The 17491-nt window shown below is 60.0% G+C and carries 12 protein-coding genes; 4 read left to right on the top strand and 8 right to left on the bottom strand.

Annotated elements, in window-relative coordinates; all coding sequences use genetic code 11:
* Window positions 1–46: 46 nt before the first annotated feature.
* Entirely contained in the window at window positions 47–1228 is a 1182-nt protein-coding gene (locus AAEZ10_RS09690) for a CaiB/BaiF CoA transferase family protein (RefSeq protein WP_350568979.1), read from the bottom strand.
* Window positions 1229–1495: 267 nt separating this feature from the next.
* The gene (locus tag AAEZ10_RS09685; RefSeq protein ID WP_350568977.1) at window positions 1496–2830 is read right to left on the bottom strand and encodes a dicarboxylate/amino acid:cation symporter; all 1335 of its coding nucleotides are present in this window, start codon (window positions 2828–2830) and stop codon (window positions 1496–1498) included.
* A 347-nt stretch (window positions 2831–3177) separates the two neighbouring features.
* Between AAEZ10_RS09685 and AAEZ10_RS09680 the strand changes: the two genes are divergently transcribed.
* Entirely contained in the window at window positions 3178–4188 is a 1011-nt protein-coding gene (locus AAEZ10_RS09680) for an AraC family transcriptional regulator (protein WP_350568975.1), read from the top strand.
* Here the strand turns inward: AAEZ10_RS09680 and AAEZ10_RS09675 are convergent.
* The 4 genes from AAEZ10_RS09675 to AAEZ10_RS09660 all read right to left on the bottom strand — a co-directional run bounded on the left by AAEZ10_RS09675 (window position 4179) and on the right by AAEZ10_RS09660 (window position 9141).
* Entirely contained in the window at window positions 4179–5780 is a 1602-nt protein-coding gene (locus tag AAEZ10_RS09675) for a hypothetical protein (protein ID WP_350568973.1), read from the bottom strand. The two genes, AAEZ10_RS09680 and AAEZ10_RS09675, sit on opposite strands and share 10 nt — an antisense overlap.
* Before the next feature lie 588 nt (window positions 5781–6368).
* The gene (locus AAEZ10_RS09670; protein ID WP_073472181.1) at window positions 6369–7715 is read right to left on the bottom strand and encodes an ATP-binding protein; all 1347 of its coding nucleotides are present in this window, start codon (window positions 7713–7715) and stop codon (window positions 6369–6371) included.
* On the bottom strand, window positions 7712–8389 hold the full coding sequence (locus AAEZ10_RS09665) for a response regulator transcription factor (RefSeq protein ID WP_016773623.1): 678 nt from the start codon (window positions 8387–8389) through the stop codon (window positions 7712–7714). Before AAEZ10_RS09665 ends, AAEZ10_RS09670 begins: the two co-directional genes overlap by 4 nt.
* 146 nt (window positions 8390–8535) lie before the next feature.
* Window positions 8536–9141, bottom strand: a complete 606-nt coding sequence (locus AAEZ10_RS09660) for a membrane protein (protein ID WP_041479569.1) — start codon at window positions 9139–9141, stop codon at window positions 8536–8538.
* A 143-nt stretch (window positions 9142–9284) separates the two neighbouring features.
* On the opposite strand from AAEZ10_RS09660, the gene AAEZ10_RS09655 reads away from it, so the two are divergent.
* Both AAEZ10_RS09655 and AAEZ10_RS09650 read left to right on the top strand, forming a co-directional pair.
* Complete coding sequence (locus AAEZ10_RS09655) at window positions 9285–10076, top strand: dienelactone hydrolase family protein (protein WP_350568970.1); 792 nt, start codon at window positions 9285–9287, stop codon at window positions 10074–10076.
* A 152-nt stretch (window positions 10077–10228) separates the two neighbouring features.
* Window positions 10229–10954: a 4'-phosphopantetheinyl transferase family protein gene (locus tag AAEZ10_RS09650; protein ID WP_350568968.1), complete on the top strand. Its 726-nt coding sequence runs from the start codon at window positions 10229–10231 to the stop codon at window positions 10952–10954.
* A 107-nt stretch (window positions 10955–11061) separates the two neighbouring features.
* Here AAEZ10_RS09650 and AAEZ10_RS09645 read toward each other — a convergent pair whose 3' ends face one another.
* On the bottom strand, window positions 11062–12672 hold the full coding sequence (locus AAEZ10_RS09645) for an ATP-binding protein (RefSeq protein ID WP_110646693.1): 1611 nt from the start codon (window positions 12670–12672) through the stop codon (window positions 11062–11064).
* Window positions 12669–13391 (bottom strand): response regulator, encoded by a 723-nt coding sequence (locus tag AAEZ10_RS09640; RefSeq protein ID WP_024013985.1) that lies wholly within the window; start codon window positions 13389–13391, stop codon window positions 12669–12671. Before AAEZ10_RS09640 ends, AAEZ10_RS09645 begins: the two co-directional genes overlap by 4 nt.
* 855 nt (window positions 13392–14246) lie before the next feature.
* Between AAEZ10_RS09640 and AAEZ10_RS09635 the strand changes: the two genes are divergently transcribed.
* Window positions 14247–17141 (top strand): ribonucleoside-diphosphate reductase subunit alpha, encoded by a 2895-nt coding sequence (locus AAEZ10_RS09635; RefSeq protein ID WP_024013986.1) that lies wholly within the window; start codon window positions 14247–14249, stop codon window positions 17139–17141.
* The last annotated feature ends 350 nt before the right edge of the window (window positions 17142–17491 follow it).

Genomic DNA, 17491 nt, shown 5'->3' with positions numbered 1-17491 from the left:
TTTCAATGTGGGAGCGAGCCTGCTCGCGAAGGCGGCGGCATGAGCGCTACAGAATCACCCTGGCCGAACGCAACTCGGCGATCCGCTCAGCACTCAACCCTAACTCCCCCAACACCTCGTCCGTATGCTGCCCCAACCCCGCGCCAACATGCCTTGGCTCCGGCAACGCCTCAGAAAATTTCAACGGACACGCCATCTGCGCCTGCGTCGTGCCATCGCCGCGCGGCACCTGAGTCACCAGCTTCCGCGCCTGCATTTGCGGATGGCGCAGCGCCTCGCCCAGACTCAATACCGGCTCGACACAGGCATCGACCCCGGCGAACAACTCACACAGTTCTGCAAAATCATGCCGTTCGAATTCGATCCGCAACGCCTCTTTCAAGGCCTGTTGTTGCTCAGGCCTGGGCGACAACCCTTGCGCCGCCAGTTCCGGCCGGCCCAGCGCCGTGCACAATTGCTGCATGAAGGCCGGCTCCAGACTGCCCACCGACATCCAGCGCCCATCCCGGGTGCGGTAATAATCGTAAAAGCTGCCGCCATTGAGCATCTGGTCTTCCCGACCCGGTTCCACGCCGCAGGCCAGATAGCCAGCGCCAGCCATGGCGTTCAGGCTGAACGCGCAGTCGGTCATGCTCACATCCAGATGGGTGCCATGCCCGGTTTGCTGACGGGCAATCACCGCTGCCAGCAAGCCGATCACGCCGTGTAGCGAGCCGCCTGCCACGTCCGCCACCTGCATGCCCAACGGCAACGGCCCGCTGTCGACGCGTCCGGTGTAACTGGCAAGTCCCGCCAGCGCCAGATAGTTGATGTCATGCCCGGCGCGCTCCTTGTACGGCCCGGTCTGGCCGTAACCGCTGATCGACACATAAATCAGCTTTGGATTGATCGCTTTCAACGCTTCATAACCCAGGCCCAGACGCTCCATCACCCCGGGGCGAAACTGCTCGAGCACGATGTCGTATTCGCCCAGCAGTTGCTTGATGATCTGCAGCGCTTCGGGCTGTTTCAGATCCAGCGCCAGACTGCGCTTGTTGCGGTTCAGATAAGCGTGGCTGGCCGAGACACCGCCATCATGCGGCGGCAGCACCCGCAGCAGATCCATACGGGTTGGCGATTCGATGCGCAGCACCTCGGCGCCCATGTCCGCCAGCAGCAACGAGGCGAACGGCCCCGGCAGCAAGGTCGAGAAATCGAGAATCTTCAGTGAGGCCAGCGGTGCAGACATGGGCGAACTCCTTGGGCGATGCACTCAGCCTAGGCAGCCATCGTCGATGCGGCAATCACCGCAAATGTCAGCAGGTGTGACCGTTGCGCTCAAATTCCGGGCAAGAAAAAACCCCTGTGGCGAGGGGATTTATCCCCGATGGGTCGCGAAGCGGCCCCTTCTCTGGAATTGGAAGAAGAGGCCCGCTGTGCAGTCCATCGGGGGTAAATCCCTCACCACAAGGGATTTTTTACAACCTCACATCGTACTGATGCGCAGTTCTTGTATTTACTTCACATTGCTCGGGGTTGGGCCTTCAGCCACGCCCAGGTCGTCTTCTTCACGCTCGTCGGAGATACCGCGACCGCCGGAAGCCAGCTCGGTCTGCAGTTGATTGGTGTCCAGCTCCTTGACCCACTTGGCGACGACGATGGTCGCAACAGCGTTACCGACCAGGTTGGTCAGGGCGCGGGCTTCGGACATGAAACGGTCGATACCGAGGATCAGCGCCAGACCGGCAACCGGCAGGTGACCTACCGCCGACAGCGTTGCGGCCAGCACGATGAAGCCCGAACCGGTCACACCCGCCGCGCCTTTGGAGGACAGCAGCAGCACCAGCAGCAGGGTGATCTGGTGGGTGATGTCCATGTGGGTGTCGGTCGCCTGAGCGATGAACACGGCGGCCATGGTCAGGTAGATCGAAGTACCGTCGAGGTTGAACGAGTAACCGGTCGGGATCACCAGACCCACGACGGATTTCTTCGCGCCCAGACGCTCCATCTTGATCAGCATGCGTGGCAGTGCCGATTCCGACGAGGACGTACCCAGTACGATCAACAGCTCTTCACGGATGTAGCGCACCAGCTTGAATACGCTGAAACCGTGAGCCCGGCAGATCGCACCCAGCACCAGCACGACGAACAGGATGCAGGTGATGTAGAAGCAGATCATCAACTGGCCCAGTTGCACCAGCGAGCCGACACCGTAGGCACCGATGGTGAACGCCATGGCACCGAACGCACCCAGCGGCGCCAGTTTCATGATCATGTTGATGATGTTGAACATCACGTGGGCGAAGCGATCGATCATGTCCAGCAGCGGACGACCGTACGAACCCAGGCGATGCAGGGCGTAGCCGAAGATCACCGAGAACATCAGCACTTGCAGGATGTCACCGGTGGCGAACGCGCCGACGATGGTGTTCGGGATCACATTGAGGAGGAAACCGACAATGCTCTGGTCTTTACTGGCCGTCACGTAGGTGGCGATTTTCGAGGCGTCGAGGGTGGTGACGTCGATGTGCATGCCGGCGCCCGGTTGCACAACGTTGACCACGACCAGACCGATCAGCAGGGCAATGGTGGAAACGATTTCGAAGTACAGCAGCGCGTAGCCGCCGGTCTTGCCTACCGACTTCATGTTCTGCATGCCGGCGATGCCGCTGACGACAGTACAGAAGATGATCGGGGCGATGACCATTTTGATCAGCTTGATGAAGCCGTCACCCAGTGGCTTGAGGGCCACACCGGTCTGCGGATAGAAGTGACCAAGCAGGATGCCGATGGCGATGGCAACGATCACCTGGAAATACAGGGATTTGTACAGTGGCTGACGAGTCGTCATTGCAGGTTTCCTCAAGCGTCCAGCGGCAACATCCATCTGTCGAGCGCTGAACCTTAATTGCGAACCCTCCTGCACTGGAGGGATTTGTTGTTGGAACGGCATTTTTCCCGGTCGGAGAAATGCACGCTTCTGTCGCTTGTATCGCAAACGTCGTGCCAGATTGGTGCGAATGGCAGCAAGCCTTTTGATATCAGGGCCTGCGGGATTTTCCTGTCACCAATCAGTGACTTGAGGCATGGCGGATTTCCGCCAACTGAGCGTTCAGCGTCCTGCAATTTGGCGGAAATCCGCCTTGTTGCGTTGCCGGCCCGCCGTTACGATCGGTGCCTGAACAAGGATTGCCGCTTATGCGCGAACGCACCATCGCCAGCCATTTCGCCCGTGCCGCCCTTGGCGGTGCGCGCCGGCGCGGCCTGGATTATTCAGGCCTGTTACAGCAACTGGGAATCAGCCCGGAGTTGCTCGACGAGCCCCGCGCGCGGATTGCCCCGCAGCAGTTCACCCGGCTGATTCAGGGCTTGTGGCTGGCGCTGGACGACGAATACCTGGGTTTCGGCAACGCGCCGAGCAAGCCCGGCAGCTTCGCCATGATGTGCCACGCTTCGATTCACTGCCGTAACCTGGAGAAGGCTCTGCACCGTGGCTTGTTGTTTTACAGCCTGTTCCCCGACGCCCCACGCCTGACCCTGCGTCGCGAAGACGAATGGGTGCGTTTGAGCCTGGACGACGCGCAGTGGTGGGACCCGGATCATTTTCTCAGCGAGAGTCTGTTGGTGATCTGGCACCGCCTCGGCAGTTGGCTGATCGGCCAGCGCATTCGCCTCGAGCAAGCGACTTTCAGCTATCCGCGCCCCGAGCACGGCGGCGAATACGATCTGCTGTTCCCCTGCCCGCTGACCTTTGATGCCGAGCAAAGCAGCCTGCTGTTTCACAGTCGCTACCTGGCCATGCCGCTGTTGCAGGACGAACGCACGCTCAAGCATTTTCTCGAACGCTCCCCCGCCGACCTGCTCTCACGCCCCGACGACGGCGACAGCCTGAGCAGCCGCCTGCGCCGCTTGCTCAGCCGCGACGCTGCGAGTTGGCCGGATCTGGAAGCCGTCGCCGCGCATCTGCATATCAGCCCGCAGACCTTACGCCGGCACTTGCGCGAGGAAGGCACCAGTTTTCAGGAACTGAAAGATCAGCTGCGGCGGGATATCGCCATCTACCATCTGGGCCGGGCGGAGCTGTCGTTGCAGCAGATTGCCGAGCAGCTCGGGTTCTCTGAGCCTTCGGCGTTTCACCGGGCGTTCAAGAAATGGACGGGGCTGACACCGGGGGCTTATCGGGCGCAGGAACAGTGGGATTACCCCTGATTGAATCGCCATTCTATTTTGTCGATCACTATGCCGTGATCCGGCCCAGGATCTGAGACCCTCACCTCGAAGGAGGCACAAGGTCGTGTTCCTCTATAAACACAGAGTGCCAGGAAGCCCTCAGTGAGAAACTGGCGCTCTATTTCACCATGTTCCGTATCAAAGAAAACGACAGTATTGCTTGGGTTTTGCGATTGTCCATATGCAAAGCTGATGAAATTAGCGATATCACCCAGCTCAAACCGAACCGAGATATTCGAACCGGAAACCAAATACTTGCTGCCGTAACCGCTTTGATCCGCAACAGTGATATAAGCCGCTTGAGTGATATTTGCACCGGTCGGGATGACCGTGAGCCCGCTCTTCAATCGTGTAGGGCTATTGTTCGGCAATGCTCTTGGAGCCTCACTCTCCCAATCTTCAACTCCAACGCCACCAACGACCCGCGCAAGGGCAGGTACGGAGGCGCCGATGGTTTGCCCATCCCTTTTCAATTCAAATGAAACAGAAATCTGACTGCCCGAAATCACCTGCACATTGGGGACCTCAATGAGGGACTGCAGGCGGCCCAAACTGTCTCTCTCAACCTTGCCAAGTACGGAAAATTCAGCGCTAGGTTGACTCGAGATATACGTTACTACAACGTCATCGTTCAATTGATAAGGCGCTTTGTCCGCCAGAACAACCACATACAGTGGCCGACCACCCAACTTGTCACGATCAATGATATTTGGATCATCACTGGAATCATCGAGGTTTTCACGCAAAATCGGTTTTTCCAAGGTGACGCGCTGCGAATTGACATCCGCCTCGATCACTTTCGACCAGCGCCGTTTATCCGTCGGATTGTTCACCTGATCGACCACGGTGTATGAGATGGGAAACTGCGCATTATTGCCGGCCTGTTCAAACATGTCTCGGGTTACGGTCATTACAAAAGGGATGCCTTGCTGACCGGGTTGTACGGTAAAGGGAAAACGTTCGCGATTGAGCTCAAGGGTGATCCGATCGTATGCCCTCATAAACGGGTAAGACACCGTCACCGCAACACCTCGATCCGCTTCTTCCTTGCCGATATGCGGCGGGTCACCCAACTCAGCCGGCAGGCTGATCGCCAGGTCAGGATGGTCGCCCGTGCCGGGCACATCGTTGCCGCCGGGAAGGTCACGATGATACAGCGCCCACGACTCGATGGACGGCCCAGTGTTGCCGCTTACTCGCTCCACTTCATAGGTGAAAACATGCACACCGTCGCGGAGCAACGACTGATAGACGTCGAAATACACCGGATCATTCTGCTGGGTAGGTGGCACCGGCTTGTGCTCGATCAACTGCGGCTGCGTATCCCAGGAGCTTTTCATGTAAAGCGCAATATTCAGATAACTGCCACCCAAGGGAGGATCGACCACCCCCTGCACCGCGCCTTCACGGCTACCGTCGCGGCTGATCACCTCCCGGAAGCTCGCCTGTGGCAACCCCTCCACCGGCACTCCTGCGGGAGGCGCGGGGCTGACAATGACGTCCGGGGTGGCACCGGCGAATTTGATCGGATAATTGGCCAGCACACCGCCGTTTGACTGATCGCCTTTCATGACGCACCTTCCCTGTCGATTAGGCCAACGAACGTCGGCCTGGATGTAGCTCATCAAACACCCGGCGAAGCCAAGGGGATACTGTCAGGTCTGACAGGTCAAAAGGGTTTACGACGAACGGTACTGTTGTATCAGCCGTTGTGGCTAGGGCCGAAGCCCCGCGCCCTAGGTGTGTAAGGATTTCGAGAACCGTGCTCAACCAGGTGGATCCAGATTATCCAGTACCCGACTCACCGCCCAGTTCCCTCAGCATCGCAACCCGCGCAATCCCCATGTCGTGTTGCGATATGGCACGCCCAGAGGGCCGGCGAAATCATTGAATCACACTCACCCAGGCGAACGACTCGCAGGCGTTTACCAATGGTTTAGTTATCGATGTCGGGATCGACGAGGTAGATCGTGCTGGGTTTGCGGGCGTCATGTGGCGAGGGTGGTTTGAAGTACTGGTCGAGGGCGCGGTCGGCGGTTTCTATGTGTTGACCGCACCGACGGCGGCGCCAGCAAGCTGGCTTCTACAGGGGCTCTGTTAACACCACAGCTCCAAGGTGGGAGCGAGCCTGCTCGCGAAGAGGCTGGCACTGCCAACCTTCACACCGCCGGAAAATGAATCCTGAACGCCGCCCCTCCCATCGGTGAATCACCCAAAGCCAAACGGGCGTTGTAGCTTTCGATGATGTCCTTGACCACCGCCAGCCCGATGCCCTGCCCGGGATGCTGGGCGTCCAGGCGTTCGCCACGCTCAAGAATTCGCGCACGCTGATCGAGTGGCACGCCCGGGCCATCATCCTCGACGCACAATTCGATCCCGGCCAAGGACTCGCGCACGCTGACCCGCACTTCGCCGAGGCACAGGCGATAGGCGTTTTCCAGCAGGTTGCCGAGCATTTCCAGCAAGGCGCCCTGCTCGATCGGCACGTAGCAATGCTCCGGCAGATCAAAGGTCACGCGCACATGTTTGTCGCGGTAGACCTTGTCCAGCGTGTCGCAGAGGCTTTTGAGCACCGGTTGCAGGCGCACCTGATGGCGCACCAGACCGCTTTTGCGCAGGCTGGCCCGTTGCAGCTGGTAGCTGATCTGCTGGCTCATGCGTTCGATCTGGCTTTGCAGGACCCAGGCCTGGTCGCGGTCTGCGGGACGCTGGGCCATGTCTTCGCTGACACCTTGCAGCACCGCCAACGGGGTTTTCAGGCTGTGGGCGAGGTCGTCGAGGGAGTCGCGGTAGCGGCTGCGTTGCTGGCGTTCGCTGAGCAGCAAGCGGTTGAGCGAGCCGGTCAGGCGCAACAGTTCGCGTGGATGTTTTTCGGTCAGGCTTTCACGGGTGCCACCTTCGATTTCATCGAGTTCCTGGCTGAGCCTGCGCAAGGCCTTGAGCCCCCAGGTCAGGCCGATCCATAGCAGCGCCAGCAAGACCAGCAATGCCGCGCCGAAGCCCAGATAGAGATTTTCCCGCAGGCCTTCGAGGGTGGTTTCATATTCACGCACCGGTTGCAGAGCGACGATGCTGAACGCTGCGCTTTTGCCGCCGAGCAGTTTGACTTCGACGTCGTAGACGAAGAACTCCTGACCGCTGGCTTCACGAATCCGCGCGAACTCGTTGCCGAGGCCGTCGTAACGCGGTTTGTAGTTGATCTGTTCTTCCTGGGTGGCTTTCGAGCGCCACACCAGTTTGCCGTCGCGGTCGTAGATATAGCCGAGCAAACGGAAATCGGTGAGGTTGAAGCGCTCGTCCGGCAATTGCGACGGCATCACCAGCCGACCGTTTTCCACCCGCGCGGCGGAGATCAATGTGGTGACGTCGGAGGCCAGACGTTGCTCGATCGAGTCCTGCAAGGCAAGGCTGAAGGCGCCCTGCATCGCCGGCAGCAAGGCAAGCATGAACAACACCGCCAACGTGGTGGCGGCGAGCATCAAGCGAACGCGAAGGGAACGGATCAAGTGCAGCGCTCATTGAACAGGTAACCGAGGCCGCGCACGGTGTCGATCGGTTTGAACCCGGCCGGGCCTTCGAGCTTGCGGCGCAGTCGGCCGACCAGCACTTCGATGACATTCGGATCGCGCTCGTCGTCATCCGGATAGAGCTGCTCCATCAAGCGATCCTTGGGCACCACTTGCTGATGATGGCGCATGAGGTATTCGAGGATGCGGTATTCGTAAGCGGTCAGCGCCAGCGGTTGTTCATCGAGGCTGGCCTGTTTGCGATTGAGGTCGAGCAGCAACGGCCCGGCAACGATGGTTGACTGGGTGAAGCCGCTGGAGCGCCGCAGCAATGCGTTCAGGCGTGCGTCGAGTTCTTCGAACTGAAACGGCTTGACCACGTAATCGTCGGCACCGGCGGCGAGGCCTTCGACCTTGTCCTGCCAGTTGCCGCGCGCGGTGAGGATCAGGATCGGGAAGGTCTTGCCGCCCGAGCGCAACTGGCGGATCAGGTCGAGCCCGCCCATGCCCGGCAGGCCGAGATCGATCACCGCCAGATCGAAGTTGTACTGGCCGGTCTGGTACAGCGCCTCCTCGGCATTGGCCACGGACTCGACCACATGACCGCTTTCCGTCAGGCGGGTTTGCAGGTGATGACGCAACAGCGCCTCGTCTTCGACGACCAACAGTTTCATGCCTTTCTCCCTATCACTTGAACTCTCCAGGCAACTACCTGTGGGAGCGAGCCTGCTCGCGAATACGGTGGATCAGCCAAGCAAGTGGCGGCTGATACACCTTTCGCGAGCAGGCTCGCTCCCACACTTCAAACTGCGACAACCGCTTAGAAATAGTAGTTGGCCGACAGGTAGGTCTGCGCGCTGCTGGTCAAGTCCAGTGAGCCCTGTTTGCTGCCGCCGCTCTCTTTCATTTCGGTGCTGGCGTTGCTGCGCAGGTAACGGTAACCGAGTTCCACCGAAGTGTTCTGCGAAACTTGCTGCAACACACCGACCTGGCCACCGATGGCGTAACCGATGTCGCTGTCACGGCTGAAACCCGGCGAATCCTGCGTCAGCTTGGTCAGACCGGCCGTGGCGCCACCGAACAATTTGGTGCTGCCGCCCACCGGGTAGAACAGGTCATAGCTGCCGAGCAGATTTTCCTGGCGCAGTTTAACGCCATTGTGCGAGCCGGAAACGTTGTCGTACGTGGCGTAGTAGCGGCCCTGGCTGTTTTGCTGACCGAGGCGCATGCCGTAGGTGTTGTTGCCGTCGATGGCCCCAGTGACGTTGGGGTTGCCGAGGTTGTTGTTGAGCGCGTGGGACTTGTCGATCTTGTCGCTGGTCTGGCCGAATGTCAGGCCGGCGAAGTTGCTGGTGTCGTCGGCGTTCGCCGCGATGCTGGAGCCTAACAGGGTAAAAGCCAGCAGCAATTTGTTTAAACGAGTCATGGATACTTCCTCTTTCACAGTGCTGTTTGGGTATGGCGCAAGGTTACTGAGCCGCCCCTGTACGGCCCCTGAACCGTCTCTGAACCTGACCTGAACCGGATCGACTAGGCTGTTCTGACCACTTTCAATAAGGAGACCCGACCATGCGCCTGTTCCTCGCCCTCACTTTCCTGGCAGTCAGCTGCCTCACCCAGGCTGCGATCAAGACTGAAGAAATCCCCTACCAAAGCGCCGACGGCAGCCAACTGATCGGCTACTACGCCTATGACGACGCGATCAAAGGCCCACGCCCCGGCGTTGTCGTGGTTCACGAATGGTGGGGGCTGAACGATTACGCCAAGCGCCGCGCGCGGGATCTCGCGGAACTCGGCTACAGCGCGCTGGCCATCGATATGTACGGCGAAGGCAAAAATACCGAGCACCCGAAAGACGCCATGGCTTTCATGCAGGCAGCGACCAAGGACGCCGATGCCGCCAGTAAACGTTTCGCCGCCGGGCTCGATCTGTTGAAGAAGCAAAAGCAGACCGACCCGAACAAAATCGCCGCCATCGGCTATTGCTTCGGTGGCGCCGTGGTGCTGAATGCGGCGCGTCAGGGTGTGCCGCTGGCCGGCGTGGTGAGTTTCCATGGCGCGCTGGCAACCAAGACCCCGGCGACTCCGGGCAGTGTGAAGGCGAAAATCCTCGTCGAGCACGGTGCGCTGGACAGCATGGTCACTCAGGACCACGTCACCGCCTTCAAGTCAGAGATGGACAAGGCCGGGGCGGACTACCAGTTCGTCAGTCTGGATGGCGCCAAGCATGGTTTCAGCAATCCGGATGCCGATCGTTTGAGCCATGGCGAGCATGGCGGGCCGGACATTGGTTACAACAAGGCGGCGGATGAAAAATCCTGGGCGGATATGCAGGCGTTCTTCAAGAAGATTTTCGGCTGAGTCAGTAGCGACCGAGGCGCGGCCTTCGCGAGCAGACTCGCTCCCACATTGGATCCCTGTCGCACAGAAAATCCCCTGTGGGAGCGAGCCTGCTCGCTAAGGCTTCACCGCCGTTCTCGACCTTGCCTCGACTAACCGGCAAAATGCCCGCCATGCATACCACCCCCGCCCTGCCCGCCTGCTGCACTGCGCTCGACAGCCACTGGCCGTTGCCGACGGTCCTGGCCGATACCGTGCTGCTCAGTACCCACTTCGACCCGACACGCCTGCTCGGCGATGACTTCCAGCGCAGCGCTGTGCCGACGCCGCCGAGCATTCAGCGCTCGGTGGCCAAGCGCCAGGCCGAGTTTCTCGCCGGGCGCATTTGCGCCCGTGCCGCGCTGCAACAACTCGAAGGCCTGAATATCGTCCCGCCGATCGGCGAAGACCGCGCGCCGGTGTGGCCGGCGCACATTTGCGGTTCGATCACCCACAGCACTGGCCGTGCGGCGGCGATTGTCGCCAACAAACAGCACTGGCGCGGCTTGGGCATGGATCTGGAGAACCTGTTGAGCCACGAGCGCGCCGAACGCCTGGCCGGGGAAATTCTCACCCCGGCGGAATTGCAGCGCATGGCGGCGGGTTCTCAGGAGCAACTGGCGCTGCGGGTGACCCTGACGTTTTCGGTGAAAGAGAGTTTGTTCAAGGCGCTGTACCCGATCGTGCAGCAGCGCTTTTATTTCGAGCATGCCGAAGTGCTGGAATGGACTGCGGCGGGTCAGGTCAGGCTGCGGCTGTTGACGGATCTGTCGAGGGAATGGCGCAATGGATCGGAGCTGGAGGCGCAGTTTGCAGTGCATGATGGGCAGTTGTTGAGTCTGGTCAGTATTCCTGCCTGAAGTTTTGCATTGCCTGTTATGGCGCCTTCGCGAGCAGGCTCGCTCCCACAGGGGATTGCATTTCAAATGTGGGAGCGAGCCTGCTCGCGAAGGCAGCATCCCGAATCTCAGCGGCGCTCCTGATTCCTCGGCCAGCTCAGACTGAAACAGGCCCCACCCAGACTCTTGCTCTTGCCAATGATCGCGCGCCCGTCGTGCCAGTGAATGATCCGCCGCACAATCGACAAGCCCAGACCATGCCCGCCCGAGGCCCGCGTGCGGCTATCGTCGAGGCGCAGAAACGGCGTGAAGATCCGCTCCCACGCCACTTCCGGCACGCCCGGTCCGTCGTCCTCGACGTCGATCCGGCAACGCAACTGGCCGACCTGATAACTTACCGTCACTTGTGAATGCGCATGGCGCATCGCGTTGCCCACCAGATTCTGCAGCGCTCGATGCAGATAACGCGGTTCGGCCTCGACCCAGGCGCCGTCATTGTCGGCCGATGACAGACACAATCCGCGCTGCACCGTGACCTCGGCGCGCAGCGGCGCCAATTCTGCGATCACCTGATTGACCAGCGCATCCAGATCGATTCGCTGGAAAATCAGCGCCGGCGAGCCTTGCTCCAGTCGTGCGTAGGTGAGCATTTCGTCGACCAGCTTGTCGAGGTCCTCGATGTCGTGATCCATGCCTTCACGGTATTTCTCCAGTGCCTGCGGGGTGGTGGCCGTGCCGATCATTTCCAGCCCGAAACGCAACCGTGCCACAGGGGTACGCAGTTCATGAGACACCGCGCGCACCAGTTCACGCTGGATCGCCAGCAGTTGCTGCAAGTGCTCGGCCATGCCGTTGAACGCAGACGCCAGCCGCCCGACTGAGTCGGCACCGCGCGCCGGCACACGGGTTTCCAGGCTGCCCTTGGCGATGCGCGTGGCCGCCGCTTCGAGGCCGCGCAAACGTCGCTCAAGCTGACGCACCAACAGATAAACGATGAGACCGATCAGCGTGAGACCGAGCGCGGCAATCAATACCAGCCACTCCGGCGGGTACGGATTCATCTGATACAGCGGGCCGATTTCCAGCACCCACGGCGTGCCGACCATACCGGCGAAGACGCGGATCGAATCGCCGCCCTTGCCCAGTGCCATCACCGTATCGCCCTCGGCCACGCGGCGGCTCTGGTCTTCGTCCATGTCGGCGTCATTTACCGTGACCAGACGCAGATCGAAGCCAAAGCCCTTTTCCTGTTTTATCTGCGCCAGACGCTTGGGCTGTTCGCCGACCGGTACCCGCACCAGTTCATCGGCCAGCAGGTAAATGGTCGCCCGGGCCAGTTGCTCGCTGATCTGCTGTACCTCGCCCACCAGCATCATTTGCTCTTTTTCACTGATCAGCCGATAGACCTTGGCCGCATGTGGCCCCGTCTGCTCGACCAGCGCCTGACCGCGCAGGACACGGGTGCGCTGGGCCAGATCAAGGTCGGTTTCAGAGAATTTCTTCAGCGTCAGCGGGATGCCGAGCAGCCGCTCCCACACCAGCAGCGCGCGATGGCGTTCGGTCTGGTTCATCGGTTGCAGATTGTCGGCCATCAGCGAGAAGGTGCCGTGGGCCAGGCGCTCGCGGTATTGCTCGCTGCGCACCTGATTGAGCAGGTTCAGCGCCAGCACGCCGAGCACCGCTACCAGAATCAGCGCGGCGCACATGCCGCCGTAGATGCGCAGGAAGATCGAATTCACAGCGCCAGGTCTGCGCAGGCTTCCGGGACGAACAGATAGCCTTTGCTGCGGATGGTCTTGATCAGGCGCGGATGGTCGGGGTCGTCGCCGATTTTCGGGCGGATGCGCGAGATACGCACGTCGATCGAGCGGTCCTGGCCGTCGTAGCCGATGCCGCGTAATGCAGTGAAGATTTCTTCCCGGGAAAGTATCCGCCCGGCGTTGGACACCAGCAGCCAGAGCAGGTCGAACTCGGCGCTGGTCAGCTCGATGCCGTTGTCGCTCAGCCAGGCTTCACGTAACGCGTTGTCGACCACCAGTGGACCGAATTGCAAACGCCGGGATTTTTCCGCGGCCGGCTCCGGTGTGTCACTGCGGCGCAGCAACGCCTGGATCCGCGCCAGCAACAAGCGCGGACGCACCGGTTTGCACACATAGTCGTCGGCACCGAGGTCGAGGCCGTGGATCTGATCAGCGTCATCGGTGCGCGCGGTGAGCATCAGGATCGGCCCGTCGTACTGGCTGCGCACCTTGCGGCAGATGCTCAGGCCATCCTCGCCGGGCAGCATCAGGTCGAGGATCACCAGATCCGGCTGCTCCTTGATGATCCGCGCCGCCGCCAGCGCACCGTTGCCTTCGATCTCCACGCGCAGGCCATTGGCTTGCAGGTAATCGCGGGTGAGCTCGGCCAGCCGCTGGTCATCCTCGACGATCAATACCTGCCAGGTTTGTTGCTCCACCGGTGACCTCTGCTTGCTGTTTTTATTGATATATGAAGGTTTCGCTGAATGAACGCGGTTCCTGTAGGAGCTGACGAGTGAAACGAGGCTGCGATCTTTTGATCTTGCTCTTGAAAAATCACAATCAAAAGATCGCAGCCTTCGGCAGCTCCTACATGAGTCCTCCCGATCATCTGTCATGTTTCAGGAGGATAAAAATGCCCATGCACCCAGCGATTGTATAAACGCCGCTCACCCGGAAAACAAGTCGGTAAATGCGTTCGGACAAGGCGGAATTCTGTGATAGGGTTCGCGCCCTTAAAAAACCGCTGAAGCGTTTTTCCAGGCAAAAAAACAGTGACAAACGGTCTGGCTCAGCAGGTTCGCGGCCTACACGCGTTTTCCCTGTTTCTTACACAAATTACGCACAGGCTTATCCACAGGTAGTACGTTGCAATCCCCCCCTGAAACGCATTATCTTGTAGCACGGCGAAAACAGAGACCCTACATATAGGGTTTTCACCTAAAACGCCCAACCACATTTCAGACCTGAAACTCAAGTGCTTTATGGCCAGTTTCCGGTAGAACAAGCGAGTTTTTTCAAGCCCAAACCGCACTGGCGGATGGCACCGTTTTATTTGGTCCGAAACGGACAAAACGGTATGGGTGTTGCAGTCATGACTGCCACCCGCGAAGAAATCCGGTGGCGAGCTTCGGCTCGTAACCAAAACTTCGGCAAGGATGCGGCGTTGCAGCCTTTTTCCTACTGTTCCGAAGTTTGTAATGCCGACGCCCGTCGGTTGCAGTGCTTCGGTACAGAACGGTGAGCACCATGACGGTGCCAAACAAACATAGAGAATGTGGAGACCACCCCCCATGCAAACCGACACAACTCGCGAGAACCCGCAGGGCACCTTGCCGCAGGCCGCCGATTCGACTTCGGATCTGGCAGCCACCGCGCCTGGCCAGCTGCGCGTGATCAAGCGTAATGGCACTGTCGTTCCTTACACCGATGACAAGATCACCGTCGCTATCACCAAAGCGTTCCTCGCAGTTGAGGGCGGCACCGCTGCCGCCTCGTCGCGAATCCACGACACCGTTGCGCGCCTGACCGAGCAGGTCACCGCGACCTTCAAGCGTCGCATGCCATCGGGCGGCACCATCCACATCGAAGAAATCCAGGACCAGGTCGAACTGGCCCTGATGCGCGCCGGCGAGCAGAAAGTCGCCCGTGACTACGTGATCTACCGTGACGGCCGTTCGAAAGAACGCGCAGCGCACGCTCCTGCCGAAGCAGCAGTCAACGCGCACCCGTCGATCCGCATCACCCGCGCCGACGGCAGCCTCGCGCCGCTGGACATGGGCCGCCTGAACACCATCGTTACCGAAGCCTGCGAAGGCCTGGAAGAAGTCGACGGCGACCTGATCCAGCGCGAAACCCTGAAGAACCTGTACGACGGCGTGGCCCTGACCGACGTCAACACCGCCCTGGTGATGACCGCCCGTACCCTGGTCGAGCGCGAGCCGAACTACTCGTTCGTCACCGCCCGCCTGCTGATGGACACCCTGCGTGCCGAAGGCCTGAACTTCCTCGAAGTCGCCGAAAGCGCCACCCATCACGAAATGGCCGACCTGTACGCCAAGGCCCTGCCGGCCTACATCGCCAAAGGTATCGAGTTCGAACTGCTGAACCCTGTGCTGGCCACCTTCGACCTGGAAAAACTGGGCAAGGCGATCAACCACGAGCGCGATCAGCAATTCACCTACCTGGGCCTGCAGACCCTGTACGACCGCTACTTCATCCACAAGGATGGCGTGCGTTTCGAACTGCCGCAGATCTTCTTCATGCGCGTGGCCATGGGCCTTGCGATCGAAGAGAAGCAGAAAGAAGACCGTGCGATCGAGTTCTACAACTTGCTGTCCTCGTTCGACTACATGGCTTCGACCCCGACCCTGTTCAACGCCGGTACCCTGCGTCCACAGCTGTCGAGCTGCTACCTGACCACCGTGCCGGATGACCTGTCGGGCATCTATCACGCGATCCACGACAACGCCATGCTGTCGAAATTTGCCGGCGGCCTGGGCAACGACTGGACGCCGGTGCGTGCGCTGGGTTCGTACATCAAGGGCACCAACGGCAAGTCGCAAGGCGTTGTGCCGTTCCTCAAAGTGGTGAACGACACCGCTGTGGCCGTGAACCAGGGTGGCAAGCGCAAAGGCGCTGTGTGTGCCTACCTGGAAACCTGGCACATGGACATCGAAGAGTTCATCGAGCTGCGCAAGAACACCGGTGACGATCGTCGTCGTACCCACGACATGAACACTGCCAACTGGATCCCTGACCTGTTCATGAAGCGCGTCTTCGATGACGGCAAGTGGACCCTGTTCTCGCCATCCGAAGTACCGGACCTGCACGACCTGACCGGTAAGGCCTTCGAAGAGCGCTACGAGTACTACGAAGCGCTGACCGAGTACCCGGGCAAGGTCAAGCTGTTCAAGACCATCCAGGCCAAAGACCTGTGGCGCAAGATGCTCTCCATGCTCTTCGAAACCGGCCACCCATGGCTGACTTTCAAAGACCCGTGCAACCTGCGCAGCCCGCAGCAGCACGTCGGCGTGGTCCACAGCTCGAACCTGTGCACCGAGATCACCTTGAATACCAACAAGGACGAAATCGCCGTTTGCAACCTGGGCTCGATCAACCTGCCGAACCACATCGTCGACGGCAAGCTCGATACCGCCAAGCTGCAACGCACCGTGAACACCGCCGTGCGCATGCTCGATAACGTGATCGACATCAACTACTACTCGGTGCCGCAAGCGAAGAACTCCAACTTCCGCCACCGTCCGGTCGGTCTGGGCATCATGGGCTTCCAGGACGCTCTGTACCTGCAGCACATCGCCTACGGCTCCGACGCTGCCGTCGAGTTCGCCGACAAGTCGATGGAAGCGGTCAGCTACTACGCAATCCAGGCTTCCTGCGACCTGGCCGACGAGCGCGGCGCCTACGAGACGTTCAACGGTTCGCTGTGGTCCAAGGGCATCCTGCCGCTGGATTCGCAACAGATCCTGATCGAACAGCGTGGCGAGAAGTACATCGACGTCGACCTGAAGGAAACCCTCGACTGGGCACCGGTTCGCGCCCGTGTACAGAAAGGCATCCGTAACTCGAACATCATGGCCATCGCACCGACCGCGACCATCGCCAACATCACTGGCGTTTCGCAGTCGATCGAACCGACCTACCAGAACCTGTACGTGAAATCGAACCTGTCGGGCGAATTCACCGTGATCAACCCGTACCTGGTTCGCGACCTGAAGGCTCGCGGTCTGTGGGACTCGGTCATGATCAACGACCTGAAGTACTACGACGGTTCGGTGCAGCAGATCGAGCGCATCCCGCAAGAACTCAAAGAGCTCTACGCGACCGCGTTCGAAGTGGACACCAAGTGGATCGTTGACGCCGCCAGCCGTCGTCAGAAGTGGATCGACCAGGCCCAGTCGCTGAACCTGTACATCGCTGGCGCATCGGGCAAGAAGCTCGACGTGACCTACCGCATGGCCTGGTACCGTGGTCTGAAAACCACCTACTACCTCCGTGCCCTGGCCGCGACCAGCACCGAGAAGTCGACCATCAACACCGGTAAGCTGAACGCTGTTTCCAGCGGCGGCAACCACGGCGACGATTCGGTCCTGGCCGCTCCGGCAGGTCCTGCGCCAGTGCCGAAGGCTTGCGCGATTGACGAGCCGGATTGCGAAGCTTGCCAATAAGCTGAGCTGAGATCAGGCGTTGCGAGACGCCTGATATCTCGAGAAAAAAGAAAACCCCCGACAGACCTCTGGTTTGTCGGGGGTTTTCTCTTTTCCTGAAACACTGCGGCTCTAACGAACCGGCAAAAAGACTCGTCAACTGAAAGAGTCTTTAACAGTACTTAACGGCGGCAACCGCCGTTATTGAAAGGACCTGCCACGCGGACCCAGCCGCTGGCTTGCGGGACATTGCTGCACATAGTGCGGCCGGTCGAAGCCGACTCATACAACCACCAGGAAGCCGGTGCCGCCTGAGCGATTACAGCACCCAGCAACAAACTTGCGGCCAAAGTCAGACCAAAACCCATACG

It is taken from the genome of Pseudomonas sp. H26/SER47-MNA-CIBAN-0231 (assembly GCF_040310465.1).
GTDB classification, from domain to species: domain Bacteria; phylum Pseudomonadota; class Gammaproteobacteria; order Pseudomonadales; family Pseudomonadaceae; genus Aquipseudomonas; species Aquipseudomonas atacamensis.
The sequence above is the reverse complement of the archived record's forward strand: the minus strand, read 5'-3'. Positions and strand labels throughout refer to the sequence as shown.